General features: G+C 73.4%; 24 protein-coding genes. 14 read left to right on the top strand and 10 right to left on the bottom strand.

All coding sequences use genetic code 11. From position 1 onward, the window contains the following. Positions 1 to 3 precede the first annotated feature (3 nt). From cobO to cobM, 4 genes are read left to right on the top strand one after another with little or no spacing between them, the layout of a single operon-like run. Positions 4 to 606 (top strand): cob(I)yrinic acid a,c-diamide adenosyltransferase, encoded by a 603-nt coding sequence (gene cobO / locus ACPPVO_RS13310; RefSeq protein ID WP_426511507.1) that lies wholly within the window; start codon positions 4 to 6, stop codon positions 604 to 606. Then, complete coding sequence (locus tag ACPPVO_RS13305) at positions 600 to 1,928, top strand: cobyrinate a,c-diamide synthase (protein WP_426511506.1); 1,329 nt, start codon at positions 600 to 602, stop codon at positions 1,926 to 1,928. Before cobO ends, ACPPVO_RS13305 begins: the two co-directional genes overlap by 7 nt. After that, positions 1,919 to 3,433 (top strand): precorrin-6y C5,15-methyltransferase (decarboxylating) subunit CbiE, encoded by a 1,515-nt coding sequence (gene cbiE / locus ACPPVO_RS13300; RefSeq protein ID WP_426511505.1) that lies wholly within the window; start codon positions 1,919 to 1,921, stop codon positions 3,431 to 3,433. The genes ACPPVO_RS13305 and cbiE overlap by 10 nt, the downstream gene beginning before the upstream one ends. Then, entirely contained in the window at positions 3,430 to 4,173 is a 744-nt protein-coding gene (gene cobM, locus ACPPVO_RS13295) for a precorrin-4 C(11)-methyltransferase (RefSeq protein WP_426511504.1), read from the top strand. The genes cbiE and cobM overlap by 4 nt, the downstream gene beginning before the upstream one ends. A 13-nt stretch (positions 4,174 to 4,186) precedes the next feature. Here the strand turns inward: cobM and ACPPVO_RS13290 are convergent, their stop codons facing one another. The 4 genes from ACPPVO_RS13290 to ACPPVO_RS13275 form a co-directional block, all read right to left on the bottom strand. Continuing rightward, positions 4,187 to 5,155: a hypothetical protein gene (locus tag ACPPVO_RS13290; protein ID WP_426511503.1), complete on the bottom strand. Its 969-nt coding sequence runs from the start codon at positions 5,153 to 5,155 to the stop codon at positions 4,187 to 4,189. A gap of 171 nt (positions 5,156 to 5,326) precedes the next feature. Next, a complete protein-coding gene (locus ACPPVO_RS13285; protein ID WP_426511502.1) occupies positions 5,327 to 5,965 on the bottom strand; it encodes a hypothetical protein in 639 nt (212 codons plus the stop codon). A gap of 235 nt (positions 5,966 to 6,200) precedes the next feature. After that, positions 6,201 to 6,860, bottom strand: a complete 660-nt coding sequence (locus ACPPVO_RS13280) for a response regulator (RefSeq protein WP_426511501.1) — start codon at positions 6,858 to 6,860, stop codon at positions 6,201 to 6,203. 5 nt (positions 6,861 to 6,865) lie between these two features. Continuing rightward, the gene (locus ACPPVO_RS13275; protein ID WP_426511500.1) at positions 6,866 to 8,911 is read right to left on the bottom strand and encodes a sensor histidine kinase; all 2,046 of its coding nucleotides are present in this window, start codon (positions 8,909 to 8,911) and stop codon (positions 6,866 to 6,868) included. A 179-nt stretch (positions 8,912 to 9,090) separates the two neighbouring features. On the opposite strand from ACPPVO_RS13275, the gene ACPPVO_RS13270 reads away from it, so the two are divergent. Then, positions 9,091 to 9,723: a hypothetical protein gene (locus tag ACPPVO_RS13270; protein WP_426511499.1), complete on the top strand. Its 633-nt coding sequence runs from the start codon at positions 9,091 to 9,093 to the stop codon at positions 9,721 to 9,723. Positions 9,724 to 9,771: 48 nt separating this feature from the next. On the opposite strand, the gene ACPPVO_RS13265 is transcribed toward ACPPVO_RS13270, so the two are convergent. Both ACPPVO_RS13265 and ACPPVO_RS13260 read right to left on the bottom strand, forming a co-directional pair. After that, positions 9,772 to 10,008 carry a hypothetical protein gene (locus ACPPVO_RS13265; protein ID WP_426511498.1) on the bottom strand — a complete coding sequence of 79 codons (237 nt, stop codon included), beginning with the start codon at positions 10,006 to 10,008 and terminating at the stop codon, positions 9,772 to 9,774. Then, positions 10,005 to 10,274: a hypothetical protein gene (locus ACPPVO_RS13260; RefSeq protein WP_426511497.1), complete on the bottom strand. Its 270-nt coding sequence runs from the start codon at positions 10,272 to 10,274 to the stop codon at positions 10,005 to 10,007. Before ACPPVO_RS13260 ends, ACPPVO_RS13265 begins: the two co-directional genes overlap by 4 nt. Positions 10,275 to 10,470: 196 nt before the next feature. Here ACPPVO_RS13260 and ACPPVO_RS13255 point away from each other — a divergent pair, with 196 nt between their 5' ends. The 7 genes from ACPPVO_RS13255 to meaB all read left to right on the top strand — a co-directional run bounded on the left by ACPPVO_RS13255 (position 10,471) and on the right by meaB (position 18,328). Next, entirely contained in the window at positions 10,471 to 11,052 is a 582-nt protein-coding gene (locus tag ACPPVO_RS13255; protein WP_360377766.1) for an ATP-dependent Clp protease proteolytic subunit, read from the top strand. Position 11,053: 1 nt separating this feature from the next. Then, entirely contained in the window at positions 11,054 to 11,401 is a 348-nt protein-coding gene (locus tag ACPPVO_RS13250; protein ID WP_426511496.1) for an MmcQ/YjbR family DNA-binding protein, read from the top strand. A gap of 123 nt (positions 11,402 to 11,524) precedes the next feature. Continuing rightward, entirely contained in the window at positions 11,525 to 12,832 is a 1,308-nt protein-coding gene (locus ACPPVO_RS13245) for an acyltransferase family protein (RefSeq protein ID WP_426511495.1), read from the top strand. A 58-nt stretch (positions 12,833 to 12,890) separates the two neighbouring features. Next, positions 12,891 to 13,463 (top strand): hypothetical protein, encoded by a 573-nt coding sequence (locus ACPPVO_RS13240; protein WP_426511494.1) that lies wholly within the window; start codon positions 12,891 to 12,893, stop codon positions 13,461 to 13,463. 76 nt (positions 13,464 to 13,539) lie between these two features. After that, positions 13,540 to 15,252 (top strand): methylmalonyl-CoA mutase subunit beta, encoded by a 1,713-nt coding sequence (locus ACPPVO_RS13235; RefSeq protein WP_426511493.1) that lies wholly within the window; start codon positions 13,540 to 13,542, stop codon positions 15,250 to 15,252. 89 nt (positions 15,253 to 15,341) lie between these two features. Continuing rightward, on the top strand, positions 15,342 to 17,381 hold the full coding sequence (gene scpA, locus ACPPVO_RS13230; RefSeq protein ID WP_426514621.1) for a methylmalonyl-CoA mutase: 2,040 nt from the start codon (positions 15,342 to 15,344) through the stop codon (positions 17,379 to 17,381). A gap of 17 nt (positions 17,382 to 17,398) precedes the next feature. Further along, a complete protein-coding gene (meaB, locus tag ACPPVO_RS13225) occupies positions 17,399 to 18,328 on the top strand; it encodes a methylmalonyl Co-A mutase-associated GTPase MeaB (RefSeq protein ID WP_426511492.1) in 930 nt (309 codons plus the stop codon). A gap of 7 nt (positions 18,329 to 18,335) precedes the next feature. Here meaB and ACPPVO_RS13220 read toward each other — a convergent pair whose 3' ends face one another. Continuing rightward, positions 18,336 to 18,551: a ferredoxin gene (locus ACPPVO_RS13220; protein ID WP_426511491.1), complete on the bottom strand. Its 216-nt coding sequence runs from the start codon at positions 18,549 to 18,551 to the stop codon at positions 18,336 to 18,338. A gap of 336 nt (positions 18,552 to 18,887) precedes the next feature. On the opposite strand from ACPPVO_RS13220, the gene ACPPVO_RS13215 reads away from it, so the two are divergent. Next, complete coding sequence (locus tag ACPPVO_RS13215; RefSeq protein WP_426511490.1) at positions 18,888 to 20,132, top strand: hypothetical protein; 1,245 nt, start codon at positions 18,888 to 18,890, stop codon at positions 20,130 to 20,132. Between the two features lie 9 nt (positions 20,133 to 20,141). Here ACPPVO_RS13215 and ACPPVO_RS13210 read toward each other — a convergent pair whose 3' ends face one another. Next, a complete protein-coding gene (locus ACPPVO_RS13210; protein ID WP_426511489.1) occupies positions 20,142 to 21,038 on the bottom strand; it encodes a LysR family transcriptional regulator in 897 nt (298 codons plus the stop codon). A gap of 75 nt (positions 21,039 to 21,113) precedes the next feature. Between ACPPVO_RS13210 and ACPPVO_RS13205 the strand changes: the two genes are divergently transcribed. Beyond that, positions 21,114 to 21,398 (top strand): CBU_0592 family membrane protein, encoded by a 285-nt coding sequence (locus ACPPVO_RS13205; RefSeq protein ID WP_426511488.1) that lies wholly within the window; start codon positions 21,114 to 21,116, stop codon positions 21,396 to 21,398. Here ACPPVO_RS13205 and ACPPVO_RS13200 read toward each other — a convergent pair. Together ACPPVO_RS13200 and dnaE are read right to left on the bottom strand one after the other, a co-directional pair. Next, positions 21,365 to 22,705 (bottom strand): hypothetical protein, encoded by a 1,341-nt coding sequence (locus ACPPVO_RS13200; protein WP_426511487.1) that lies wholly within the window; start codon positions 22,703 to 22,705, stop codon positions 21,365 to 21,367. The genes ACPPVO_RS13205 and ACPPVO_RS13200 overlap by 34 nt on opposite strands. Positions 22,706 to 22,730: 25 nt before the next feature. Then, a complete protein-coding gene (gene dnaE, locus ACPPVO_RS13195; RefSeq protein WP_426511486.1) occupies positions 22,731 to 26,267 on the bottom strand; it encodes a DNA polymerase III subunit alpha in 3,537 nt (1,178 codons plus the stop codon). Between the last annotated feature and the right edge of the window lie 635 nt (positions 26,268 to 26,902).

Here is a 26,902-nt window from a genome sequence, read left to right as displayed (position 1 = left end):
AAGATGCCGCAGGGCAAGGTCGAGAACGTTCCCGACGACGGGCTCACCACCCGCCAGCGCCGTACCAAGCCTGTGCTCGCCGTGCACACCGGGCCGGGCAAGGGCAAGTCCACCGCCGCGTTCGGCATGGCGCTGCGCGCGTGGAGCGCCGGCTGGCCCATCGCCGTGTTCCAGTTCGTGAAGAGTCCGAAGTGGAAGGTCGGCGAGGAGGCCGCCCTGCGCGCGCTCGGCGAGACCGGCAAGGGCGGCTCCGTCCAGTGGCACAAGATGGGCGAGGGCTGGTCGTGGATCCAGCGGCCCGGCGCCGAGCGCGACCACGCCGCCGAGGCCGCCGAGGGCTGGGCCCAGATCAAGCGCGACCTGGCCGCCGAGGCGTACCGCTTCTACGTGCTCGACGAGTTCACGTACCCGATCAAGTGGGGCTGGGTCGACGTCGCCGACGTCGTCGAGACGCTGCGCGAGCGGCCCGGCAACCAGCACGTCGTGGTCACCGGCCGCGACGCCCACCCCGACCTGGTCGAGCTCGCCGACCTGGTCACCGAGATGACGAAGGTCAAGCACCCGATGGACGCCGGGCGAAAAGGCCAGCAGGGCATCGAGTGGTAGCACGGATCGTCATCGCCGCACCCGCCTCCGGCCACGGCAAGACCACCGTCGCGACCGGCCTGCTGGCCGCGTTCGCCGCGCGCGGGCGCCGGGTGGCGCCGTTCAAGGTGGGGCCGGACTACATCGACCCCGGCTACCACGCCCTCGCCGCCGGCCGCCCGGGCCGCAACCTCGACCCGGTCCTGGTCGGCGAGGACCTCGTCGCGCCGCTGTTCGCGCACGGCTCGGCCGGCACCGACCTGGCCGTCGTCGAGGGCGTCATGGGCCTCTACGACGGCCGCACCGGCGCCGGCGAGTTCGGCTCCACCGCGCACGTGGCCCGGCTGCTGGCCGCCCCGGTCGTCCTCGTCGTCGACACGACCGCGCAGGCCCGCTCGGTGGCCGCGCTCGTCCACGGCTTCCGCTCGTTCGGCGACGGCATCCACATCGCCGGCGCGATCCTCAACCGCGTCGGCTCGGACCGCCACGAGCAGATCCTCCGCGACGCCTGCGCCGAGGTCGGTACCCCGGTGCTGGGCGTCCTGCGCCGCCACGCCGCCGTCGCCGCCCCGTCGCGCCACCTCGGCCTGGTGCCGGTGGTCGAGCGCTCCGCGGAGGCGGCCGCCTCGGTCGCCGCCCTCGCCGAGCTCGTCGCGGCGAGCGTGGACCTCGACGCGGTGCTGGCCGTGGCCCGCTCCGCCCCGCCGCTGACCGTGGCGGCGTGGAGCCCGGCGGTGGCCGAGCCCGTCCCCGGCGCGCCGGTCGTCGCCGTCGCCGGCGGCCCCGCGTTCTCGTTCGGCTACGCCGAGACCGTCGAGCTGCTCGCCGAGGCCGGCGCCACGGTCGCCCCGGTGGACCCGCTGCACGACCCGGCGCTGCCCGACGGCACCCGCGCGCTCGTGGTGGGCGGCGGTTTCCCCGAGGTGTACGCCGAGCAGCTCTCCGCCAACGAGCCCCTCCGCCGCGCGGTGGCGGGCCTGGCCGCGGCCGGGGGCGCCATCGCGGCCGAGTGCGCCGGGCTGCTCTGGCTGAGCCGCACCCTCGACGGCCGCCCGATGTGCGGGGTCCTCGACGCCGAGGCGGCCATGACCCCGTCGCTGACCCTGGGCTACCGCGACGCCGTGGCGCTGTCGGACAGCGTGCTCGCCCCGGCCGGCACGCGGGTGACCGGCCACGAGTTCCACCGCACGCGGGTCACCCCGGCGACGGGAACGGCCCCGGCCTGGGCGTGGCGCGAGGGCCGCGACGGCTTCGTGTCCGGCCGCGTGCACGCCTCCTACCTGCACCTGCACTGGGCCGGAAACCCGGCGTTCGCCCACCGCCTGGTGGCGTCGTGCGTCTAGTCGCCGGCCTCGGCGCCCGCCCGTCGGCCGACCCCGCCGCGGTCGTGGCGCTCCTGCGCGAGTCGGTGTCCACAGTGGACGTCGTGTCGTTGTCCACCGTGGACAGCCGGCGCGATCTGGCGGAGGCGGTGGCGGCCGAGTTCGGCTGGGCGGTGGTGTCCTACCCGCCCGAGGCGCTGCGGGCGGTGGACGTCCCGTCGCCGTCGGCCCGGGTCGCCGCCGCGATCGGCAGCCCCAGCGTCGCCGAGGCGGCCGCCCTGCTCGCGGCGGCCACGCCGGACGGCGCGGCCGTGCTCGTGTCCGCCAAGCGCTCCTCGCCCGACGCCACCGTCGCCGTCGCCGCGCCCGCCCCCGACGTCGTCGTGGTGGGCATCGGCGCCGGCGGTGAGGTGAGCGCGAAGGGCCTGGCGGCGCTCGCGGAGGCCGAGGTCGTCCTCGGCGGGCCGCGCCAGCTCGAGCTGCTGCCGTCCTCGGCCGCCGAGCGGATCGCGTGGCCGTCGCCGCTCGTGCCCGCCCTGCCGCGCCTGCTCGCCGAGCAGCACGGCCGGCGCGTGTGCGTGCTCGCCAGCGGCGACCCGATGTACCACGGCATCGGCACCACCCTGGTGCGGCTGCTCGGGGCGGCCCACGTCACCGCGCTCCCCCACCCGTCGTCGGCGTCGCTGGCCTGCGCCCGGCTCGGCTGGGCGGTCGAGGACACCGAGGTCGTCCGCGACGTGGCCGCGCTGCGCCGCCACCTGCACGACGGGCGCCGCGTCCTCGTGCTCTCGGCCGGCCGGCAGACGCCCGCGGACGCCTGGCAGATCCTGGAGGAGAGCGGCTTCGCGGAGAGCGCCGTCACGATCCTCGAGGACCTCGGCGCGCCGGGCGAGCGGGTCCACCACGACCCGGCCGCGGCGGGCCCGCTGAACATCGTGGCCGTCGAGTGCCGCGGCCCGGCCGGCATCGCGGTGGTGCCGGGGATCGAGGATTCGCGGTACGACAGCGACGGCCAGCTCACCAAGCGCGAGATCCGGGCCGTCACCCTCGCGGCCCTCGGACCGCGCCCGGGCGAGCTGCTGTGGGACGTCGGAGCCGGCTCGGGCAGCATCGGCATCGAGTGGATGCGCGCCCACCGCGCCTGCCGGGCCATCGCCTTCGAGCGCGACCCGGCCCGCGCCGAGCGCGTCCGGCGCAACGCGACGGCGTTCGGCGTGCCCGGCCTGCACCTGGTCGTCGGCGCCGCGCCGGAGGCCCTCGAGCGGCAACCGGCACCGGACGCGATATTCATCGGCGGCGGCTTCACCGCGCCCGGCGTGTTCGACGCCTGCTGGAACGCGCTCAAGCCCGGCGGCCGGCTGGTCGTCAACGCGGTCACCGTCGAGTCGGAGCGGCTCGTGGCCGAGCTGCAGCAGCGGTACGGCGGGGAGCTGACCCGCATCGCGGTCAACCGGGCCGCACCCGTCGGCGGATTCCTGGCGTGGCGGCCGATGCTGCCCGTGACCCAGTGGGTGGTGCACACATGACCGTGTACTTCATCGGCGCCGGCCCCGGCGCGGCCGACCTCATCACCATGCGCGGCCGCGACCGCCTGGCCGCCTCGCCGGTGTGCCTGTACGCGGGCAGTCTCGTGCCGGTGGAGCTGCTGGCGTACTGCCCGCAGGGCGCCCGGCTCGTCGACACCGCGAACCTCGATCTCGACCAGATCATCACGGAGCTCACCGGCGCGCATTCGCGGGGCCTCGACGTGGCGCGCCTGCACTCCGGCGACCCGTCGGTGTTCAGCGCCCTGGCCGAGCAGCTGCGCCGCCTGGACGCGGCCGGCGTCCCCTACGAGATCGTGCCGGGCGTGCCCGCGTTCGCGGCCGCCGCGGCATCGCTCGGCCGCGAGCTGACCGTGCCCGGCGTGGCCCAGTCGGTGATCCTGACCCGCACCGCGGCGCGCGCGACCCCGATGCCGCCGCGCGAGGAGCTGGCCACCCTGGCCGCGAGCCGGGCCACGCTCGTGCTGCACCTCGCGGTCCAGCGCATCGACGAGCTCGCCCCGGAGCTGGCCCAGTGGTACGGCCCGCAGTGCCCGGCGGCCGTGGTCGCGTACGCCAGCCGCCCCGACGAGCTCGTCCTGCGCGGCACCCTGACCGACATCGCGGCCCAGGTGCGGGCGGCGGGCATCAGGCGCACCGCGGTGATCGTCGTCGGCCCGGTGCTCACGGCCGCCGAGTTCCCGGACAGCCACCTGTACTCGACCAGCCGCCACCGCCCGTAGACACCACCCGGCCTCAGTGCAGCTGCGGCAGGAAGCGGTGCCGGGCGAGGGCCGTTGTCGTCCGGACCGCGAGGGCGCCGATGAACACGGTGAGCGCGAGGATGACGATCCAGGCCCAGATCCGGTAGCCCGGCGGGTGGGCGTAGGCGATCCAGTGCAGCCCGAACGTCGCGACCGCCGCATACGGGAAGGCGTAGGCCCAGAATCCGGCGCTGAAATGCAGATGGCGGTACACGCCGAAGAGCCGGAGCTGGATGAGGGCGGCCAGGAGCGTGTAGCCGGCGAGCGCGAAGGCCACGGCGTCGGCCTTGCCGTGGTTGACGGCCAGGTACGCCAGGCCCGCGAGGGCGGGCGGGGCCACCGCGATGGCCAGCGTGGGCTGCAGTTGCGGGGGCAGCGGGGGGCGGAAGTACAGCCGGGCCAGGATCATCGACTCGATGACGAGCCACGACACGAGCCCGATGCCGAAGAACGCCCGGGCCGGGCCCGGCCAGCCGGCGAGGGCGGCGCCGATCGCGGCGATGAGCCCTCCGGCGACGGCCGGCAGCACGTATCCGGGGTGCAGCTTGTTCAGGTCGAGGCCGCCGGCGACCCATTGGCCGGTCATCCAGCCGGCCAGCAGGATCGTGGCCGCGGCGAACACCCCGAACAGCCACTGCCCCGCCGGGCGGTCGTGGCGCATCAGGCCGATGGACAGCAGCATGGCGACGATCGGGATCAGCGCCACGAACGGTCCCAGCACCGGGTCGGCCAGCTCGGCGTGCCAGCCACCGGGTCGCCGCGGCACCTGCGTGACGTAGCCGGCGAGGAGGGTGAACCAGACGACGGCCGCCAGGATGCACAGGAAGTCGGAGACCACCGCGGGTGCGAGCCCCAGTATCGCGGCGTAGCCCCAGCAGCCGGCCAGGCCGGTCAGGCCGTACGCGATGCCGAAGAGGTTCGGGGTGATCCCGACGTGTTGCTCGCTCGTGCGTGCGTTCACCGCGGCACGCTACCCGGCAATCCGGCGGTCATGCCGTCGCGCCGCAGGCCCGGCCCGGCGGCGCTCGTCCCGCCTACGCCGAGTACCGCACCGCGGAGCCGGCGAACAGCCCGGCCGCCGAGGACGCGCTCATCCTCGTCGAGTGTGGCAGCGGCGGCATGCGGCAGGCGCTCATCCCGGCCGCACCTCCGGCGATCGCTCGACGGAGCCTGACCGGGCTCGGACCGCAGGCCAGGTGAGCAGCGCGAAGCCGACCGCGTAGCCGGCCATGGCGAGCACCCCGCGCGGGTAGAAGATGTGGCTGTCGTAGAACTCGTACGTGCACACGAGCAGCACCGCCGTTCCCGGCAGCACCCGCCATCCGTGCCGCACCGCCAGGGCCACCGCCGCCGCGACCACCGCCACCGCCAGCGCCCGCACACCGGCGTGCCCCATCGAGTCGGCGGTGGCGAACAGCGCCGCGATCGACGGCCCCACGTCCTGACCGCCGGCCGCGTGGAGCTGCACGGTGCCGGCCGCGATACCCGCGACCGCGTCCAGCCCGGTGTACAGCGCCGCGAACGCCGCCGCGGCGAGCCAGGCGACCACGGTGGCGACACCGGCGACGCCACGCCCCGGCCGCCCCCACAGCGGCACGATCAGCCCGAGCGTCAGCAGCGGGAACGCCGGCAGCAGCCAGATGTGCATCGTCGCCCACATGTGGGCGGTGGACGGGTTCAGCCCGGTCGGGTGGAACAGGCCGACGACCGCGAGCAGCAACGGGGCGGCGGAGACGACGACCAGCCGGCCGATGGTGCGTGATCGGCGCATCCACGGATCGTAGGCCCATTCCGGACCCGCGATTCTTTCCAGCCGCTTACGAACCAGCGACCCCGGCCGGGCCGGTGCCTGTAGCGACATGCACTGACATCGGCTTCCGAGTGCCGCCGGCACCGTCGACTGGGCCGTGCAGGTGGAACCGTGTGCTGTTCGTACTCGTACGCGCCGGCGCAGATCTTGAGGGGGTGTGGGTGGAGCGCAGCTCCCCCACCGCGAGCGCAGCGAGCTAGGAGGCAGAGCCCAGGCCGGCCTCGCGGGCGCGGACGATTGCCTCCGACCGGTCGGCTACCTGAAGTTTCGCGAACACGTTCGACACGTTGTTGCGCACGGTCTTCTGGGACAGGAACAGCGTCTGGGCGATCTGCGCGTTCGAGCGCCCCGCCGCCAGCAGCTCCAAGATCTCGCGCTCGCGTGCGGAGAGCTGAGGAAACGCGGTGCTCGCCGACGGCGGGCCCGCGGCGAAGAACTCGGCGATGCGCCGGGCCAGGGTCGCGCCGAAGACGGCGCCGCCCGAGGCGACCATCGTTATGGCGCGCACGATCTCCTCCTGCTCGGCCCCCTTCACGAGGTAGCCGCGGGCGCCGGCGCGTACGGCCGCGAAGACGGTGCCGTCGTCCTCCGACATGGTGAGCACCACGACGCCGGTCTCGGGCGCCTCCGCCGCCAGCCGCCGGGTCGCCTCGATGCCGTTGAGATCCGGCATCTGTACGTCCATGACGACGACGTCCGGCCGGTGCCGCACGGTCGCGAGCACCGCCTCCAGGCCCGTCGCCGCCGTGCCGACGACCTCGATGCCGTCCACGGAGCCGAGCAGGACGGCCAGCCCGTCGCGGAAGATCGGGTGGTCGTCGGCCACGAGCACCCGGATCGCGCGGTCGTTGGTCATGGGCGTCAGCCTAGTGTCGGGGCGGGCAGGGGCAGATGGGCGCGTACGAGCGTGCCGCCGGCGGCGGGGCACTCGATCTCGCAGCGGCCGCCGAGCTCGGCCGCCCGCTCGCGCAGGGAGACCAGGCCGACGCCGCTCGGGGTGCCGGGGGCGATGCCGGCGCCGTCGTCGCGTACCTCGACCGTGAGCTCGCCGTCGCCCGCGGTGAGCGTGACCATGCAGGTCGCGGCGTGCGCGTGCTTCGTGACGTTGGTCAGGGCCTCGGAGGCGATGCGGTACGCCGCGACCTCGACCGCCGCCGGCAGGTCGGCCGGGAGCTCGGCCTCGACCCGCGTGGTCAGCCCGGGCGCGCGCAGCCGCTCGGCGAGCTGGCCGACCGCGCCGGCCAGGCCGACGTCGTCGAGCGCGGGCGGGCGCAGGTCGTGCACGAGCCGGCGTACGTCGGCCAGGGCGGTCGAGACGTCCTCGCGGGCCTGGCGCAGGATCTCGTCGGCCTGCCGCGGCGCCCGCACCAGCAGGTTGCGGGCGGTGTCGATGCGCAGGGCCACGCCCCCGAGGGCCGGGCCGAGGCCGTCGTGCAGGTCGCGGCGGACCCTGCGGCGCTCCTCCTCCCGCGCCCCGACCAGGCGCTCGCGGCTGAGCTGGAGCTCGGCCGCGAGGTAGCCGGAGCGGGCCGCGGCCGCCGCCTGCCGGACCACGTCGGCGAGCAGGCGCTCGTCGCGCGGGGAGATGGCGGCCCGGTAGCCGCCGGTGGCGAGGATGAGGCGGCCGACGGTCTCGTCGCGGTACGTGATCGGCAGCGTCTGCGTGTCGGCGGGCGCCGTGCCGTGCTCGGCCAGCAGCGCCTGCCCGCCGGTGCGGTGGACCTCGACGGCGACGTACGGCGAGCGGAACGCCTCGGCGACGCTGCGCGCGACGGCCAGCAGCTGGTGCTCGGGGCTCTCGGAGCGCTCCAGCTGCTCGGCCAGGCCGGAGATGATGCGGTACGGATCGTGCCGTTGCCCCAGCACCACCCGCTGGACCAGCACCCAGAGGCGGTTGCGCAGCGGGCCGTAGACCAGCAGCACCACGAGCAGGCCGACCAGGGCCGCGCCGCGGTCGCCGAGCTCGGTCGTGACGAGCGCGAGGACCGCCGCGTCGACGACGACCACGACGGCGGCCAGCGCGCCGTAGAGCACCGTGCCGCCGAGCAGCCGGTCGATGTCGAGCAGCTGCGGGCGCAGCACGCCGGCCGCGATCGCGGCGCCGGTGATCGCGATCGCCACGAACAGGCCGGCGCCGAGCACGGTCTGGGGCAGCATGAGCGCGGAGAGCATGACGAGCACGTCGACCACGCCCGCCCACAGCAGCCACCGCATGCGCGTGCGGGCCAGGCCGCGCGCCCCACGGTACCGGCGGAAGACGACGGCGAAGGGGACCAGCAGGCTCAGCGGGAGCGCCGCGTAGCCCACGCGCAGCAGCACGTGCCAGACGGTGTCGGGCAGCGGCAGGGTGAGCAGGTCGGCCGACAGGTCGCGGACCGCGGCGGGCGCGGGGCCGTCGTCCATCGCGTCGGCGACGCGGGCGGGCACGAAGAGCAGGGTCGTGGGCAGGATCGCGGTGGCGCCCAGGCTGACCAGCGCCGCCCATCGCCACCGGCCGCGGGGCAGCCGGCCGTCGGGGTAGAAGACGAGCAGCAGCGGCAGGCTGAACAGCAGGCCGGCGCCGACACGCTGGTAGATCCAGTAGGCGAGCGCGGTGCCGGGCTCGACCGGCGGCACGGCGACCGCGTGCGCGACGTAGGCGACCGCGGCCCCGTCCAGCGCCCAGTGCAGCCCGCTCGCGCACAGGATCCAGGCGACGGCGTTGCGGGGCACGCGGTACACCAGCAGCGCACCGGGCCCGGCGAGCGCGAGCCCGGCCAGGCCCGAGATCCAGCCGGCCTCGAGTCCGTCGGCCGCGCGCTGGTGCGCCCCGATGCCCGCCTCGAGCACGACCGAGACGGCGGTCGCGGCGAGCGTGAGAGCCACGAACACGCCGCCGACCAGGGTGGACACGCGGGGCTTGGACACCCGGACATGGTGCCATCCGCGCAGTCCCGAGCACCCGGGGACGCGAGTCCCGATCCGGGCGGGACAACCGCCGGGACGGAACCGGGGTTGCGCGCCCCTGCCGCCCGGGTCGGCGTCCCCGGCAGTCTTCTCGGCATACCGCGCCGCACCGTACGGCGCTTCACATAGAGGACACCGACATGACGATCCGCACCGAACCCGTCCCCGCCCGCACCGACCTCCCGCCCGTCGTCACCGCCCGCATCTCGGCGCGCTCGACCCGCGCCCTGGGCCTGATGCTCACCGCCGGCGCCCTCACCTGGACCGGCACCATGTTCACGGTCGGCAACAACCCGACCGACTCACTCGGCCTGACCGTCTCCGACCTCGGCGGCGGCGCCTTCCAGCTCGGGCTCTTCGCGCTGCTGGCGGTCCAGCTGCGCACGGCCGCCACCGGCACCTCGAAGGTGGCGCGGGGGATGCTGTACGTCGAGCACGTCCTGCTCGCCGTCGCCACCGTGTGGAGCATCCTGCACGCGGTCCCGGCCCTGCGCGACGCCGCCTGGCTCATCCCGATGGACGTGTTCTGGCCGCTGTCGATGCTGGGCATGTTCGTGATCGGCCTGAAGATCCTGTTCACCGGCCGCTGGAAGGGCGCGGCGCGGGTCTGGCCGACGGTCGCGGAGAGCTGGGCCGTGGTCACCGTCCCGACGTTCGCGATCCTCGGCTCGCCGGTCGCCGACTACGTGGGCGGCGCCCACCTGCTGATCGGCTACGCGGCGCTGGGCCTCATCCTGGCCGCCCGCCCCGAGCTGACGGGGGCCCGCGCATGAACCGCTGGGCCGGCCCCTGCTGACCCGAACGCCACGCCGCCCGGACCGTCAGGCCTTCTTCGCCATCATGGGAAGGGTCGCGCGGTCCGGGTTGACGTGCAGCACGCTGAACACGATCGGCTCGCCGTCCTGCCAGCCCACGGCCAGGCGGTGGGTCTCGCGGGTGGCCGGGAAGAGCATCCGGCCGGACGCCACGACCGGCAGGCCGAGCTTGGCCGGCTGGGCGCCGCGGTTCTTGATGTTGCCGCCCACCATGTTGATGAGCTCGCCCATGGCGTCGGTCACGTCCTGCTCGGTGGTCTCGGCGCCTCCATGGCCAGCATGAGGGCGGTGATGTCGTTGGCCGCGCCCGGCGGGACGAGGACGCGCACGTGCCCCTCCCACGCGCCGGTGATCGACACCGCGGCCGTGATCCACGTGGGGTCCTGGACGGCCGGGGCGTCGACCGCGGGAGCGCCGGGCTGCTGGAGGTACGCGTCCCAGACCTCGTGCACGATGTCGACGAGGTCCTGGTCGACCAGTCCGGACTCTGCGGTGGAAACGTCCGCCATGGCGGCTCCCGACGGTTGTCGCACGGCACCGCCTTCCGGTGCCCCTTATCACCGCATGGTGCCAGCCCACGGTTTCAACGCGGCCGGATTGCCACATTTGTACAGGCCGCCCCCACGGCCCGGCCGGATTCCGCCCGCAGCGGAAAGGGGGTCCGGCGGGCGGTCACGGGCCCCCGCGGTCGCCTATGTTCGGCTCATGCGCCCTTACTACGAACGGCGGGACGAGGAGCCGGGGCCGCCGCCGGCCCAGCACGCGCCGTGGCTCGACGAGCAGCTGTTCGGCCGGCGCATGGTCTTCCTGCGCGGGCCGATCGAGCCCGAGATGGCCGCCCGCGCCGCGGCCACGCTGCTCGCGCTCGACGCGAGCGGCCCCGGGCCGATCAGCCTGCACATGAGCGCCGACCAGGGCAGTCTCACGGCGGTCTGGACGCTCGTGGACGCCATCGACTCCATCGGGGCGCCGGTGCACGCCACCGCCGTCGGCGAGGTGAGCGGGGCCGCGCTCGGGGTGTTCTGCGCGGCGGCCGAGCGCACGGCGTTCACCCACGCGCGGTTCCGCCTGGCCGAGCCGAAGGTCTCCTCCCCCGGCGGCACGGCCGACCAGGTGGTGGCCGAGGCCGGGCGCTACCTGCGCGACCTGGAAGACCTCATTCTGCGCATCTCGGGCGCGACCGGCCAGGCCCGCTCCCGCGTCGAGGACGACCTGCAGGCCGGCAAGGTGCTCAGCGCGCCCGAGGCGATCGAGTACGGGCTCATCTCCGGCATCGTCAAGCGCTGAGATGGCCGGCGTCGACGCCGTGCGGCGGGTGGCCCTCGGCCTGCCCCGCACCACCGAGCACCTCATCCACGACCGGGTCAAGTTCCGGGTCGGCCGGATCGTGTACCTCGCGCTGTCGCCGGACGAGACCGCCCTCGGCTTCGCGTTCCCCCGGGACGAGCGGGCCGCGCTGGTGGCCGCCGAGCCCGACCGGTTCTTCCTGCCGCGCGCCTCCGACCTGCGCTTCAACTGGGTCTGCGGCCACCTCGACCGGATCGGCGACGACGAGCTGCGCGAGCTGATCGTGGACGCGTGGCGGATGGTGGTACCGAAACGGGTGTATACGGAATGGCACCGTAGCGCCACGTGATGCATCGTCCACGTTAAATGCTGATAAAGGCGGGATGTCCGAACGGGCACGCGAGCCCTCGCCGCAGCTCAGCCCCGATTCCTTCATTTCGACACGACCCTCACCCTCGGGTTACAGTGCCGGGTGCTCAAAGCGCTCACCCCCTCCCCCGGAACGCCGGTGCGCCGAGAGGGCCGTCTTGCCGCGCTCGACGGCATGCGGCTGGTCGCCGCCCTTCTCGTGATGCTGTACCACTACGTCGGCACCCCCCACTCCAACCTGTGGGTGCATCCCAACCGCGCCGTGTTCGGCCGCCTGTACGACCTGGCGAACTACGGCTACCTCGGCGTGCAGATGTTCTTCTTCATCTCCGGCTTCGTCATCTGCATGAGCTGCTGGGACCGCAACCTGAAGGACTTCTTCGTCTCCCGGGTCGTGCGGCTCTACCCGATGTACTGGGTCGCGATCGCGATCTCGTTCGTGGTCGTGCACCTCAACCGGAACGTGGCGGACGCCAGCGGGGTGATCCGGGCCCCGAAGAACCTCTCGGACCTGCTCGTGAACCTCACCATGGCGCAGGACGCGCTCTACGTGAACAGCGTGGACGCCGTGTACTGGACGCTCTGGGCCGAGCTGCGGTTCTACCTGCTGTTCGCGATCGTGGTCGCGTTCGGGCTGACGTTCCGCCGGGCCCTGGCCTTCGCGGTGCTGTGGCTCATCGCGGCGGTGGTCTGCAGCAACGTGGACAACCCGCTCATCCAGATGATCGTGCAGCCGATGTACGCGCCGTACTTCATCACCGGCATCCTGCTGTACCTGATCCACCGCTTCGGCTCGACCCCGCTGCTGTGGGGCCTGGTCGCCGTGACCCTGCTGGTCTGCCAGCACCAGGTGCTCCTCGACACCCGCCACTTCAACCAGTTCCTGCACGTCCGCATGAAGTGGACGTTCTCCATGGTGCTGGTCGGCGGCTTCTTCCTCGTGCTGGCCCTGGCCGCGCTCGGCAAGCTGAGCTGGGCCAAGTGGCGGTGGCTGACGGTCGCGGGCGCGCTCACCTACCCGCTGTACCTGCTCCACCAGGACCTCGGCGTGATCACGATCCGCCGCCTCAAGGGCACCATCGCGCCGTGGCCGCTGCTGGCCGGCATGATCCTGGCGATGCTCATCCTCGCCTTCCTCTGCCACCGGCTGATCGAGAAGCCGTTCGCGCCGCGGTTCAAGCGGCTGCTGTACTCGGGGATGAACTTCGACCCGCCGTCACTGATCGTGCCGCGCGGGGAACGGACCGTGCGGACCGACAGGCCGACGGAGCCGCCCGCAACGCCCGTTCCGGCCGCCGCGGCGAACGAGCCGAAGGTGCCGGCGGCCACCGGGCCCGAACCAGAACCGGAAGCCGGGCCCGAACCGGAGCCGGTGGCCGCGGCCAACGGCCGGCGACCCGCGCGCGAGTAGGCCCGGACGCCCGATCCGCGGCCGGGGCACCCGCCCCGGCCGCGGGTTACGATCGAGCGTGGACATCGAGGTGATCGGCGCCCAGCCGGTGCCGGAGCGCCCGGGCCCCGGCCGATCCCGCCGCGGGACGCTGACGATCGCCCTGGCGGTCGCCGTCGGTATCGCGTTCGGCTACGCCCTCGCGATCGCCCGCCCCGCTCCCCGCATGATCATCAGCACGCCCGCCGCCCCGGCCACCACCGCGGCGCCCGCCGGCCTGACGCCGGCCGAGCAGCGGACCATGGTGAGGCGGGTCGAGGAGTACAACAAGCCCGACGGCGACGCCGTCGAGATCACCCCCGTGCGGCTCATGACCGGGCTGCGCAACAACCTCACCCGGCTGGACGACGAGCGGTCCTACCCCGCCGGGGAGTACCGGCTGCAGGTGATCTGCCTCGGCGACGGCCAGGTCTGGGCGCTGTTCCGCATCGGTGACGACGAGACGTACGTCGACGTGGACTGCCAGGCCGAGCGGCTCGTCGTGACCCAGCTCGTGCTCACCGCCCGGGCCGGGGGCCGCCGCACGGTGACCGCGGTGACCGACTCCGCGCTCGGCGTCGTGGTCGGCCTGCAGGTCCTGCGCCGGCCCTGAGGCGTGACAGAGTTGGGGGCGTGGAGGTTGTCACAGGGGTGCCCGCCGGCGAACCCGCGGCTCTAACGTGTCCAGCATGAGCGCGCCCCCCGAGGACCTTCTGGACTGGCAGCGGCTCGCGCTCGCCGTGCTGCGCAAGTCCGGGCGGGCCGGCGAGGACACGCCGCCGGAGGCGGTGGCGGACCTGCTGGCCACCGAGACGTACGACGGGCTGCGGATCGCCCCGCTCTACACCGCGGCCGACCCGGCCCCGCCCGCCGGGGCGCCCGGGCACGTGCCGTTCGTGCGCGGCGCGAGCGCGGCGCCGCGGCCGTGGGACGTGCGGACGCGCCACGCCGATCCCGACCCGAAGGCGACCCGGGCGGCGGTGCTGGCCGACCTGGAGAACGGGGCCACCTCGCTGTGGCTGGCCGGCATCGCGCCGGACGACCTGGCCGAGGCGCTCGACGGGGTGCTGCTCGACCTGGCCCCGGTCGTGCTGGACAACGGGGCCTCGACGCCGGAGGCGGCGCGGGCGTTCCTGGCGCTGCCCGGCTCCGACAAATCGGGCAACCTGGGCGCCGATCCGCTGGGCCTGGCCGCACGGACCGGCGAGATCGCGAATCTGAGCGTTCTGTCCGACTTGTCGAAACTGTCGCCGGTGCCGGTCGCGACGGTCGATGCGACGGTGTACCACGACGCCGGCGCGAGCGACGCCCAGGAGCTCGGGTACGCCACCGCCACCGGCGTGGCCTACCTGCGCGAGCTCGTCGGCGCCGGGCTCTCCGCGGGCATGGCGCTCAAGCAGCTCGAGTTCCGCTTCGCCGCCACCGCCGACCAGTTCGCCACCATCGCCAAGCTGCGCGCCGCGCGGCGGATCTGGGCGCGGGTCGCCCAGGTCTGCGAGGCGCCGCACCTCGGCGCCCAGCGCCAGCACGCGGTCACCAGCGACGCGATGATGACCGCCCGCGACCCGTGGACCAACCTGCTGCGCACCACCCTGGCGTGCTTCGGCGCCGGGGCCGGGGGCGCGGACGCGGTCACCGTGCAGCCGTTCGACGCGCGGCTCGGCCGGCCCGACGCCTTCTCCCGGCGCATCGCGCGCAACACCCAGTCGCTGCTCATCGAGGAGTCCGGGGTCGCCCGGGTGCTCGACCCGGCCGGCGGCTCCTGGTACGTCGAGTCGCGCACCGACGCCCTCGCGCACGCCGCCTGGGACGTCTTCACCGAGGTCGAACGGGCCGGCGGGATGGCCGCGGCGCTGCGCTCGGGGCTGGCCGGCGACCGGATCGGCGCGGTGCGGCAGCGGCGCGAGGACGACCTGGCGCACCGCCGGCAGCCGATCACGGGCGTGTCGGAGTTCCCGGACCTCGCCGAGCGGCGGCCGGTGCGGCCCCCGGCGCCGGTGCCGCCCGAGGGCGGATTACCCCGGATGTGGTACTCGCAGGGCTTCGAGGCCCTTCGCGACGCCGCCGACGCCGCCCCCGCGCCCCCCGCGGTGCGCCTGGTCGCGCTGGGCCCCGTGGCCGCGCACTCCGCCCGCGTCTCCTTCGCGGCGAACCTGTTCGCGGCCGGGGGCGTCCGCCTGGCCGAGGACGCCGCGTCGCCCGTCGCGTGCATCTGCGGCTCGGACCGCTCCTACGCCGAGGAGGCCGCCGCGACCGCCGCCCGCCTGCGCGCCGAGGGCGTCACCAAGGTCTGGCTCGCGGGCCGGGGCGACCACGAAGGCGTGGACGCGTACCTGCACAACGGCTGCGACGCGCTCGCCGTGCTGCGGCAGACCCACGAGGACCTGGGAGTGGCGCCGTGATCCCCGACTTCTCCGAGGTCGCCCTCGGCACCCCCCGGGTCGAGCCGGTTGCCGATGAGCCCGGCGAGGTCTGGGCCACGCCCGAGGGCATCGACGTCAAGGGCGTCTACGGCCCCGGCGACCTCGCCTGCGTCGACTTCCTGGGCGGCCTGCCGGGCATCGCGCCGTACGTCCGCGGCCCCTACCCGACCATGTACACCACCCAGCCCTGGACCGTGCGGCAGTACGCCGGCTTCTCCACCGCCGAGGAGTCCAACGCGTTCTACCGGCGCAACCTGGCCGGCGGGCAGAAGGGCCTCTCGGTCGCGTTCGACCTGGCGACCCACCGCGGCTACGACTCCGACCACCCGCGCGTGGCCGGCGACGTGGGCATGGCCGGGGTCGCCATCGACTCGATCCTGGACATGCGCCGCCTCTTCGAGGGCATCCCGCTGGACCGGATGAGCGTGTCGATGACCATGAACGGCGCGGTGCTGCCGGTCCTGGCGCTGTACATCGTCGCCGCCGAGGAGCAGGGGGTGGCGCCCGAGCAGCTCGCGGGCACCATCCAGAACGACATCCTCAAGGAGTTCATGGTCCGCAACACCTACATCTACCCGCCCGGCCCGTCGATGCGGATCATCAGCGACATCTTCGGGTACACCTCGAGACACATGCCGAAGTTCAACTCCATCTCGATCTCGGGCTACCACATCCAGGAGGCCGGGGCGACCGCCGACCTCGAGCTCGCGTACACCCTCGCCGACGGCGTGGAGTACCTGCGCGCCGGGCGCGCCGCCGGCCTCGACGTGGACGTGTTCGCGCCGCGGCTGTCGTTCTTCTGGGCGATCGGCATGAACTTCTTCATGGAGGTCGCGAAGCTGCGCGCCGGGCGGCTGCTGTGGTCGCGGCTGGTGCGCGACTTCGGCGCCACCAACCCCAAGTCGCTGAGCCTGCGCACGCACTGCCAGACGTCCGGCTGGTCGCTGACCGCCCAGGACGTGTTCAACAACGTGGTGCGCACCTGCGTCGAGGCGATGGCCGCCACCCAGGGCCACACCCAGTCGCTGCACACCAACGCGCTGGACGAGGCCCTGGCGCTGCCGACCGACTTCTCGGCCCGCATCGCGCGCAACACCCAGCTGCTGCTGCAGCAGGAGTCCGGGACCACGAAGGTGATCGACCCGTGGGGCGGCAGCGCGTACGTCGAGCGGCTCACCCACGACCTCGCCGCCCGCGCCTGGTCGCACATCGAGGAGGTCGAGCGGGCCGGCGGCATGGCCCGCGCGATCGACGAGGGCATCCCGAAGCTGCGCATCGAGGAGGCGGCGGCCCGCACCCAGGCCCGCATCGACTCGGGGCGCCAGCCCGTGATCGGGGTGAACAAGTACCGGCCCGACACCGACGAGCCGATCGAGGTCCTCAAGGTCGACAACTCGGCGGTGCGCGCGGCCCAGATCGCCCGGCTGCAGCGGCTGCGGGCCGAGCGCGACCAGGCCTCGTGCGACGCCGCGCTGACCGCCCTGACCGAGGGCGCCGCCAACGGCGGGAACCTGCTGGAGCTGTCCGTGGCCGCGGCGCGCGCCCACGCGAGCGTCGGGGAGATCTCCGACGCGCTGGAGAAGGTGTTCGGGCGGCACACGGCGCAGATCCGTACCATCTCCGGGGTGTACCGCGACGAAGCCCGCGGCGCCGGGAACGTGGAGCGCGTGCGCGCGGCCACCGACGCCTTCGCCGACGACGAGGGCCGCCGGCCGCGCATCCTCGTGGCCAAGATGGGCCAGGACGGCCACGACCGCGGCCAGAAGGTGATCGCGACCGCCTTCGCCGATCTCGGCTTCGACGTGGACGTGGGCCCGCTGTTCTCCACCCCGGCCGAGGTGGCCCGGCAGGCGGTCGAGGCCGACGTGCACATCGTGGGCGTCAACTCCCTCGCCGCGGGGCACCTGACGCTGGTGCCGGCCCTGCGTCACGAGCTCGCCGAGCTGGGCCGCGACGACATCCTCATCGTGGTCGGCGGGGTCATCCCGCCCCAGGACCACGACGAGCTGCACGCGGCGGGCGCGGCCGCGATCTTCGGCCCCGGTACCGTCATCGCCGACGCCGCCCTCGACCTGCTGGAGGTGCTGCGATCCCGGTTGCAGCACTGAGCGAGCTGGTCGACGGCGTGCGCGCCGGTTCCCGGGCCTGGATCGCCCGGGCGATCACGCTCGTCGAGTCCACGCGCGCCGACCACCGCCCGCGCGCCCAGGAGCTGCTGCACGCCCTGGCCCCGCACGCGGGCGGGGCCCGGCGCATCGGCGTCACCGGCGTGCCCGGCGTCGGCAAGTCCACGTTCATCGACGCCCTGGGGGTGTACCTCATCGAGGCCGGCCACCGCGTCGCCGTCCTCGCGATCGACCCGTCGTCGACCCGCACCGGCGGCAGCATCCTGGGCGACAAGACCCGGATGACCCGCCTGGCCAACGACCCCGCCGCGTTCGTGCGCCCCTCCCCCACCTCCGGCACCCTCGGCGGCGTGGCCCGCGCGACCCGCGAGGCGATGGTCGTCGTGGAGGCCGCCGGCTACGACGTGGTGCTGGTCGAGACCGTCGGCGTGGGTCAGTCCGAGACCGCCGTCGCCGACATGGTCGACACGTTCCTGCTGCTGGCCCTGGCCCGCACCGGCGACCAGCTGCAGGGCATCAAGAAGGGCGTGCTGGAGCTGGCCGACGTGGTCGCGGTGAACAAGGCCGACGGCCCGCACGAGCAGGAGGCCCGGGCCGCGGCCCGCGAGCTGTCCGGGGCGCTGCGCCTGCTGCACTCCGGCACCACGGTGCTGACGTGCAGCGGCCTCACCGGGGCCGGCCTGGCCGAGCTGTGGGACCGGCTGAGCCGCCACCACGACGCCCTCGCCGAGAGCGGCGAGCTGCGCACCCGCCGCGAGCGCCAGCAGCTGCGCTGGGTGTGGTCGATGACCCGCGACGCCCTGCTGGACGGCCTGCGCACGAGCCCCGCGGTCCGCGAGCTGACGCCCCGCATCGAGCGCGAGGTCCTCGACGGCACGCTGACCCCGGTCCAGGCCGCCGAGGCTCTCCTCGAGGCCTACCGCACCTAGGCCCTGCCTAGACCTCGATCGCCTGCCCGGTCTCGAGGTCGAGCACGGTGATCGCCTCCATGGGGCACATCGCGGCCGCGTCGAGCACGGCCTCGCTGGGCTCGGCCTCCGCGTGCACGGGGTGCGCGCGGCCCCGGACGTCGTCGAGCGCGAAGTGCCCGGGCGCGACCCCGACGCAGCTCCCGGAGCCGACGCAGGTGTCGCTGATGGTGATCCGCCACATGCACCCCAATCTATCTCCCTCAGGTCGCGCCCGCGCCTGCCGATCAGACCTGCGGTATGACCGGATCACGATGGATCGTGGCGACGCTGTGCGCCCTGATGGTCCTGCTGACGCCCGCCCCGGCGCCGGCCGCACCGGCGCAGCCGAAGCCGACCCCCAAGGCGACGGCGCAGCCGAGGCGATCCCCGAGCTCGAAGGCGACCGCGCAGCCGAAGCAATCCCCGAGCTCGAAGGCGACGGCGCCGGTCGAGCCGGCTCCGACTAGACATTGACGGACGTCGAGAAGCGTGATCTGATCCGAGAACTCTTCACGTTCTGGGATCGAGGAGACCGCCAGTGTCCAAGTTCCTCCGTGCCGCGCTCGTGGCGGCCGTTGTCGCCTCGGGGGCGCTCGCCGCGACCGCCGCCCCCGCCGCCGCCGCATTACCGACCGCCGCCGTCGCCCTGGGTGACAGCTTCATCTCCGGCGAAGGGGCGGGCAGCTACCAGCCCGTCGTCGACGCCGACGGGGTCGCCCAGGGCTTCCCCGGCTGGTCCGCGCCGAACAACAACGCCTTCTTCTGCCACCGCTCCGCCAACGCCTCGCTGCTGCAGGCGTCGCTGCCGGGCATCCAGGACCGGTACAACCTCGCCTGCTCCGGCGGCCGCCCGTCCGACTTCGCCGCGCCCTCCTCGGCCCGCGACAAGGGCCGGACCGTCGCCGCGCAGCTCGACCAGCTCCGCGCCGTCGCCCAGACGCACGACATCGACCTCGTGCTCGTCGGGCTCGGCTCCAACAACAGCCAGTTCACCTTCGGCGACGTGGCGGAGAAGTGCGCCAACCGCTTCATCGCCGACGCGTGGACGGGATGGTGGGAGTTCTGGGCGTACCTCAACGGCCCGGTCGAGCAGGCCCCGTGCGCCGCGGCCGACCTGGCCACCCCCGCGCAGTTCTCCGCCGCCACCGCCGAGACGGTCGCCGCCGTCCGGCAGCTGCTCGTCACCCTCGACCAGGTCGACGCCGACCACCAGCACCGGGTCGTGTTCCAGGACTACACCAACCCGCTGCCGTTCGACCTCGACCCCTCCTACTGGGAGGCCGACGGCCGCCAGGACGACCGGGACAAGTTCCGCGACCTCGGCGCGCTGCGGTACGCGGCGGGCTGCCCCATCCACCGCGCCAGCCTCTCGGCCGGGCACCTCTTCTCGCAGGGCCTCGGCACGATGGTGCAGAGCGTGCACGACACCCTCGCCGCCGAGCGACCGGGCGACGACCTCGTGTTCCTCGACGTCCAGCACGCCTTCGACGGCGCCCGGCTGTGCGAGCACCCGGGCAGCCCGGCCAACGCCCTGGCCACCCCGATCCGCCTGCAGGACGGCCCGAGCGGCACGTTCGTGACGAGCCTGTCGGGCAAGGACAAGATCGCGATCCAGAATATCGCCAATACCTGTGTGTCGTACTTCCAGACGTGCCAGGAGTCGTGGCATCCGACGGCCGCGGGCCAGGCCGTGCTGGCCAGGTGCCTGAGCGCCGCCTCGGCGACGCCCGCGCGGGCGGTCACCTGTTCCCGGCAGCCCGACGGCACGATCGTCGCCGCATAGCGGCTTGTTTCACCGCGGCCCGGGACTCACGGCTCGCAGGCAGGTCAGCAGCGCCTCGACCGCCGGCAGCTGGGCCCGGGCCGCGGTCACGTGCGCGTCCAGGCTGCGGGCGCCGGCGACCGGCAGCGACGTCACCGTGATCTCGTCGCGGTGCACGCCGCGCAGGGCCAGGTCCGGGGCGATCGTGGCGCCGTGGCCGGCGGCGACCAGGGCCAGTACCGTCGGATAATCCACGCAGGCGTGCACCCGGCGCGGCGTGAAGCCCCGCTCGCGGCACACCCGGTCGAGGATCTGGCCCGTCGTCGACGCGGGCGGCCCGGCGACCCACGGGCGGTCGGCCAGGTCCTCGAAGGCGTGGACGGGCGGCCACGCGGCGGGCACGACCACGCGGTACGGGTCGTCACAGAGCGGTACCACCGTGACCTGACGGTGCTGGGCGCTGCGCTGCACCGCGTCGCGCTCGGTGACGGTCAGGTCGATGCCGCCCAGCCGCAGCTCACGCAGGGCCGGCGCGCCCTCCAACTCGGTGATCGAGCAGACCACGTCGGGGAAGTCCGCGCGCAGCCGGTCCATCGCCGGCACCAGCAGGTGGCGGATCACCGTCGCGAACGCGGCCACCCGCACCAGGCCCGCCGCCCGGCCGGACATCGCGGCCAGCTCGCGCTCGGCCTCGGCCAGCTCGCGGGCGATCGCCTCGGCCCGGCCGGCCAGCACGCGGCCCGCCGCGGTGAGCACCGCCCGGCGCCCCGAGCGGTCGACCAGCGGCCGGCCCACGCTGTGCTCGAGCTGCGCGAGCTGCTGCGACACCGCCGACGGGGTCACGTGCAGGGCGGCCGCGGCCCCGGCGAGGGTGCCCCGGCGCGCGATCGCGGCGAGGACGGCCAGGCGGCGCGGGTCGAGATCCATGTTGAGGCCTGCTTAAGGTGCGCTGTAGGAATTCTCGTTCACACGTTAGCCCGGCTTGATGCGACGATCGACGTCATGTTGATCGGCTTCATGGGCTGGATCGGGGCCGCGCTGGTGCTGGCCGCCTACGGCCTGGTGTCGGCCAAGCGCCTGACCGGGGACGGGTTCGCCTTCCAGGCCATGAACATCGTCGGGGCGGTGGCGCTGGCGTGGAACTCGGCCGTCAGCCACGCGTGGCCGTCGACCGCGGTCAACGTGGTCTGGGTCGGGATCGGGGCCGTCGCGATGTTCCGGATCGCCCGCCGGGCCCGGCGGGCGCCGGAGCCTCAGATGGAGTACCAGGGCGCCCGGATCCGGTAGAACGAGAACTCGCCCGCGGTCGCGCACGCCAGATAGGTGTGGCTCCACGTGCACGAGTCGGGCCGGGCGTCGACGTCGCCGAGGGTGCGCGCGGTGCCGTGCTCGGCGTCGACGCCCATCCAGGCGTAGGCGCCGGCCGGCGGTACCGACGGCAGCAGCAGGTAGCTGCCCTCGTCCAGGCGGGCCGCGCGCTTGCCGGGCCAGCTGTGCACCGCCCGGCCGGCGGAGTCCAGCAGCGTCTCGGTGACGCCGTCCGCGGTCGCGGTGCGCAGCATGACGCGGTCGCCGACCGCCACGGCCTGCGACGGGCGTTCGGCCGCGACGCGGAACACCACCTGGCCGGTCGCCGTGTCGAGCTGGGTCAGGAAGTGCTCCTCGCCGACGCAGATCCGCTCCTCGCCGCACGAGGTGACGAACAGCGGCCGGGCCTGGGCGTCCGGCGACGTCCACGCCCACTGGGCCTTGCCGAGGCGGGTGCGGTCGTACGCGCGCAGCTCGAACCCGGCGCGGCTGGGCGCCACGAAGATCTGGTCCTCGTACGGGTACACGAGATCGCCCGGCTCGGCGAGGCCCGTCCCGGCGCCGAGCACGTGCCCGCCGGAGAGCCCGACGACCTCCAGGCCCCGGTCGGCGGTGGCCCGGACGATGTGCGGGTCGACGGTCAGCGCCTCGTCCAGCGGCTCCCCCGCCGTGGATGTCGGCACCTGCTGGCCGCTCCAGTTGTCGGTCAGCCACCAGCTCGCCGCGCCGCCCGGCTGGTCGAGGTCGGCCATCGGCTTGCCGGTGCCGACGTCGGTGATGCTCAGGCGGTGCGTGGCGCCGACGTACCGGACGAAGTACTTGCCCACGAGCGCCCAGCGGTCGGCCGACTCCACGTCGAAGGCCGCGAACGGCACGCCGTTGTTGGCGTTGAGCAGCGTGATCCGCCGGTGCCCGGCCGCGTCCGGCATCCCGGTGACCTGCACCATGCCGCGGGCCGAGCGGAACGTCTCGACGTCGCTCAGGCCCGTGTTGGTCCACAGCGCGACGCCGGGCTTGTCGGAGTCGACGGCCCGCAGCTCATAGCCCCCGGCGCCGGTGGCCCGGCCGAGGAAGGCCCGGCCGCCGTCGAGGTAGGCGCGGGCCCGCTCGCTGTCGGCCGGCAGCGCCACGCCGCCGATCCGCTCGAAGCGCTCGAAGCCGTACGGGCGCTGGCTGACGCGGTACACCACGCTGAAGATGAGCAGCACGACGGCGAGCACGGCCACGGCGGAAGCCGACCACCGCGCCCGCTCGGAGAGCCACAAGGACCGCACGTGCCTGTGCACCCGCCGAGGTTACCCCGCGGCGACCTCAGCTGAAGCTGTTGGGCCCGAGCAGTGCCTTGAGGTCGCCCTTGAGCGCCGTGGTCGGGTTGACGTGGTACGGCCCCAGGCGCAGCAGCGTCACCCGCGAGCCGTGGCTGAGCTTCACGTGCACCTCGGCCTTGCCCGGGTGGTTGACCAGGATCTCCTTGAGCCGGTCGACAAGCGGCGGGGTGCACCGGGTGGCGGGCAGCGACAGCACGACCGGCCGGTTCTCGTCGGCGGCGCTGATGTCCGGCATCGACAGGTCCATCGCCATCAGCCGGGGCGTCTCGTCACGCCGGTCGACGCGGCCCTTCACGACCACGATCGCGTCCTCGGCGATGTACTGCCCGACGAGCTCGTAGGTGTTGGGGAAGAACAGCGCCTCGACCGCGCCGCCGAGGTCCTCCAGCGTCGCCGAGGCCCACGGCTTGCCCTGCTTGGTGATGCGCCGCTGCACGCCGGTGAGCATGCCGGCCAGGGTGACGACGGTGCCGTCGGCGATCGCGCCCTCCTCCGAGAGGCGGCTGATCTCGGTGTCGGCCGCCTTGGACAGCACCGACTCCAGGCCGAACAGCGGGTGGTCGGAGACGTACAGGCCGAGCATCTCCCGCTCGAACGTGAGCAGCTCGCGCTTGTCCCACTCGATCTGGGGGATCTGCACCGACATCGCCGTGCCGCCGGAGGACGAGTCCTCCGTGCCGAACGCGTCGCCGAACAGGTCGAACTGCCCGATGGCCTCGTTCTTCTTAAGGTCGGCGTAGTTGTCGATCGCGTCGGCGTGGATGGCCAGCAGGCCGCGGCGCGGGTGCTTCATCGAGTCGAACGCGCCCGCCTTGATCAGCGACTCGATCGTCTTCTTGTTGCACACGACCGCGTCGACCTTCGACAGGAAGTCGTCGAAGTCCTTGTACGGCCCGTTCGCGGTCTGCCGGCAGCGCGCGATCGCGTCGACGACGTTGTGGCCGACGTTGCGCACCGCGGCCAGGCCGAAGCGGATGTCCTTGCCGACCGGGGTGAAGGGGCCGGTGGACTCGTTGACGTCGGGCGGGAGGACCTCGATGCCCATGCGCCGGCACTCGGCCAGGTACATGGCCATCTTGTCCTTGTCGTCGCCGACGCTGGTGAGCAGGGCGGCCATGTACTCGGCCGGGTAGTTGGCCTTGAGGTAGGCGGTCCAGTACGAGACCAGCCCGTAGCCGGCGGTGTGGGCCTTGTTGAAGGCGTAGTCGGCGAAGGGCACGAGCACGTCCCAGAGCTTCTGGATCGCGTCGTCGCTGTAGCCGTTGCCGCGCATGCCGTCGCGGAACGGCACGAACTCCTTCTCCAGGACCTCCTTCTTCTTCTTGCCCATGGCCCGGCGCAGCAGGTCGGCCTGGCCCAGCGTGTAGCCGGCCAGCTTCTGCGCGGCGCGCTGCACCTGCTCCTGGTACACGATCAGCCCGTAGGTCGGGCCGAGGATCTCCTTGAGCGGCTCCTCCAGCTCCGGGTGGATCGGGATGATGTCCTGCTGGCCGTTCTTGCGCAGCGCGTAGTTCGTGTGCGAGTTGGCGCCCATCGGGCCGGGCCGGTACAGGGCCAGCACGGCCGAGATGTCCTCGAAGTTGTCGGGCTTCATCAGCCGCAGCAGCGAGCGCATCGGCCCGCCGTCGAGCTGGAACACGCCGAGGGTGTCGCCGCGGGCCAGCAGCTCGTAGGCGGGCTTGTCGTCCAGCTCGAGCGCGAGCAGGTCGAGGTCGATCCCGCGGCGTTTGATGTTCTTCACCGCGTCGTCGATGATCGTCAGGTTGCGCAGGCCGAGGAAGTCCATCTTCAGCAGGCCGAGCGTCTCGCAGGTCGGGTAGTCGAACTGCGTGATGATCGCCCCGTCGGCGTCGCGCCGCATGAGCGGCACGTGGTCGATGAGCGGCTCGGCGGACATGATCACGCCGGCCGCGTGGACGCCCGTCTGCCGGATCAGGCCCTCGAGGCCCTTCGCGGTCTCGACGACCTTCTTGACGTCGGGGTCGCTGTCGTACAGCGCGCGGAACTCGACCGCCTCGGAGTACCGCGGGTGGTTGGGGTCGAAGATGCCCGAGAGCGGGATGTCCTTGCCCATCACCGCGGGCGGCATGGCCTTGGTGATCTTGTCGCCGACCGCGAACGGGTAGCCCAGCACGCGCGCCGAGTCCTTGATGGCGGCCTTGGCCTTGATGGTGCCGAAGGTGGCGATCTGCGCGACCCGGTCGTCGCCCCAGCGCTCGGTCACGTAGCGGATGACGTCGCCGCGCCGGCGCTCGTCGAAGTCGATGTCGATGTCGGGCATCGAGACGCGGTCGGGGTTGAGGAACCGCTCGAAGATCAGTCCGTGCGGGAGCGGGTCGAGGTCGGTGATCCCCATCGCGTACGCGACCAGGCTCCCGGCCGCCGAGCCACGCCCGGGCCCGACGGCGATGCCTTCGTTCTTGGCCCAGAGGATGAAGTCCGAGACGACGAGGAAGTACGCCGGGAAGCCCATCTTGATGATGATGTCGGCCTCGTAGTCGGCCTGCCGCTGGTGCACCTCGTCGACGCCCCCGGGGAAGCGCCGCGCCAGGCCGCGGGCGACCTCGGCGAGGAACCAGGACTCCTCGGTCTCGCCCTCCGGCACCGGGAAGCGCGGCATCAGGTTGCGGAACTCGAACATGCCGTCGGTGTCGACCTTCTCGGCCACCAGCAGCGTGTTCCGGCAGCCGTTCTGCCACAGCTCGGACGAGTCGACGGCCCGCATCTCGTCGGCGGACTTGAGGTAGTAGCCCGAACCGCCGAACCGGAACCGCTTCGGGTCGTTGATGTTCGCCGCGGTCTGCACGCACAGCAGCACGTCGTGGGCCTCGGCCTGGGCCTGGTGCGTGTAGTGCGAGTCGTTGGTGACCACGGGCGGGATGTTGAGCCGCTTGGAGATCTCGGTCAGGCCCTCGCGGACCCGCTTCTCGATGTCGAGGCCGTGGTCCATGACCTCGAGGAAGTAGTGCTCCTTGCCGAAGATCTCCTGGTACTTCGCGGCGGCCTGCAGGGCCTCGTCGAACTGGTCGAGCCGCAGCCGCGTCTGGACCTCGCCGGACGGGCAGCCGGTCGTGGCCATCAGGCCCTCGGCGTGCTCGGCGATGATCTCGGCGTCCATCCGCGGCCACTTCACGAAGTGGCCCTCGATCGACGCGCGCGAGTTGAGCCGGAACAGGTTGTGCAGGCCGGTCTTGTTGCGCGCCCAGATGGTCTTGTGGGTGTAGCCGCCCGAGCCGGAGACGTCGTCGTCCTTCTGGTCCGGCCGCCCCCAGCGGATGCGCTGCTTGGTCAGGCGGGACTCGGGCGCGACGTACGCCTCGACGCCGAGGATCGGCGTGACCCCGGCCCCCTTGGCCTGCTTGTAGAAGTCGTACGCACCGTGCATGTTCCCGTGGTCGGTGATCGCGACGGCGGGCATGCCGAGCCGGTTGGCCTCGGCGAACATCTCCTTGAGCCGCGCGGCGCCGTCGAGCATGGAGTACTCGGTGTGCACGTGGAGATGCACGAACGAGTCGGCCATGCTCAACCCCCCAGGGCTCGGTCTGACAGGTCCGGCCCTGGACCCTACCCCTATCCGGACCGCTGTGCGGGGATGCCCCTCGGACGTGTCGAAGGGCACTGCGCTACTGCAGTTCCGCCGTTACCGTCAGTCGCAGATGGGCGTCGACCCAAGCCTCGGCCGCCGCCGCGCCGGGGTCGGGCCCGAGCGCCGCCCGGAGCCGCTCGACGGCCGCGGCCGCCTTGTACAGCCCCGTCTGGTTCAGCCCGTCACCGGCCTTGCGCAGACGGTCACCGAAGCCGGGCGGGAGGTGGCGCATACCCCGGTGGGGCATCTCGGCCAGGGTCGCTATCGCGTGGTCGAGGGCGGCCTGGACGGGGTCCTTGCGCCCCTCCCACGGAGGCCCGATGTCCCGGCAATCGGCCTCGGCCAGATCGGGGACGACGACGCGCACACCGTCGGCGATCGCGAGGGGGTCGATCTCGATGCCGCCTTGGGCGCGCCTGACCACCCCGCTGATGTACACGACCGCGTCTTTGGCGCTCGCGCTCGCGTCTTTGGCGCTCGCGCTCGCGTCCTTGGCACTCGTGTCCTTGGCACTCGTGTCCTTGGCGCTCGCGTCCTTGCCGCTCGCGCTCGCGTCCTTGGCACTCGCG

The organism is Dactylosporangium sp. McL0621 (assembly GCF_049995355.1).
Taxonomy (GTDB): Bacteria; Actinomycetota; Actinomycetes; order Mycobacteriales; family Micromonosporaceae; genus Dactylosporangium.
Note: the sequence above shows the minus strand (reverse complement) of the source record. Positions and strands in the feature narration are given on the sequence as shown.

Coding starts and splice junctions, on each gene's coding strand:
- cobO (WP_426511507.1), top strand. CDS start 4: ATGCCGCAGGGCAAGGTCGAGAACGTTCCCGACGACGGGCTCACCACC.
- cobM (WP_426511504.1), top strand. CDS start 3,430: ATGACCGTGTACTTCATCGGCGCCGGCCCCGGCGCGGCCGACCTCATC.
- ACPPVO_RS13285 (WP_426511502.1), bottom strand. CDS start 5,965: ATGCGCCGATCACGCACCATCGGCCGGCTGGTCGTCGTCTCCGCCGCC.
- ACPPVO_RS13280 (WP_426511501.1), bottom strand. CDS start 6,860: ATGACCAACGACCGCGCGATCCGGGTGCTCGTGGCCGACGACCACCCG.
- ACPPVO_RS13270 (WP_426511499.1), top strand. CDS start 9,091: ATGACGATCCGCACCGAACCCGTCCCCGCCCGCACCGACCTCCCGCCC.
- ACPPVO_RS13260 (WP_426511497.1), bottom strand. CDS start 10,274: ATGGCGGACGTTTCCACCGCAGAGTCCGGACTGGTCGACCAGGACCTC.
- ACPPVO_RS13255 (WP_360377766.1), top strand. CDS start 10,471: ATGCGCCCTTACTACGAACGGCGGGACGAGGAGCCGGGGCCGCCGCCG.
- ACPPVO_RS13250 (WP_426511496.1), top strand. CDS start 11,054: ATGGCCGGCGTCGACGCCGTGCGGCGGGTGGCCCTCGGCCTGCCCCGC.
- ACPPVO_RS13235 (WP_426511493.1), top strand. CDS start 13,540: ATGAGCGCGCCCCCCGAGGACCTTCTGGACTGGCAGCGGCTCGCGCTC.
- ACPPVO_RS13220 (WP_426511491.1), bottom strand. CDS start 18,551: ATGTGGCGGATCACCATCAGCGACACCTGCGTCGGCTCCGGGAGCTGC.
- ACPPVO_RS13210 (WP_426511489.1), bottom strand. CDS start 21,038: ATGGATCTCGACCCGCGCCGCCTGGCCGTCCTCGCCGCGATCGCGCGC.
- ACPPVO_RS13205 (WP_426511488.1), top strand. CDS start 21,114: ATGTTGATCGGCTTCATGGGCTGGATCGGGGCCGCGCTGGTGCTGGCC.
- dnaE (WP_426511486.1), bottom strand. CDS start 26,267: ATGGCCGACTCGTTCGTGCATCTCCACGTGCACACCGAGTACTCCATG.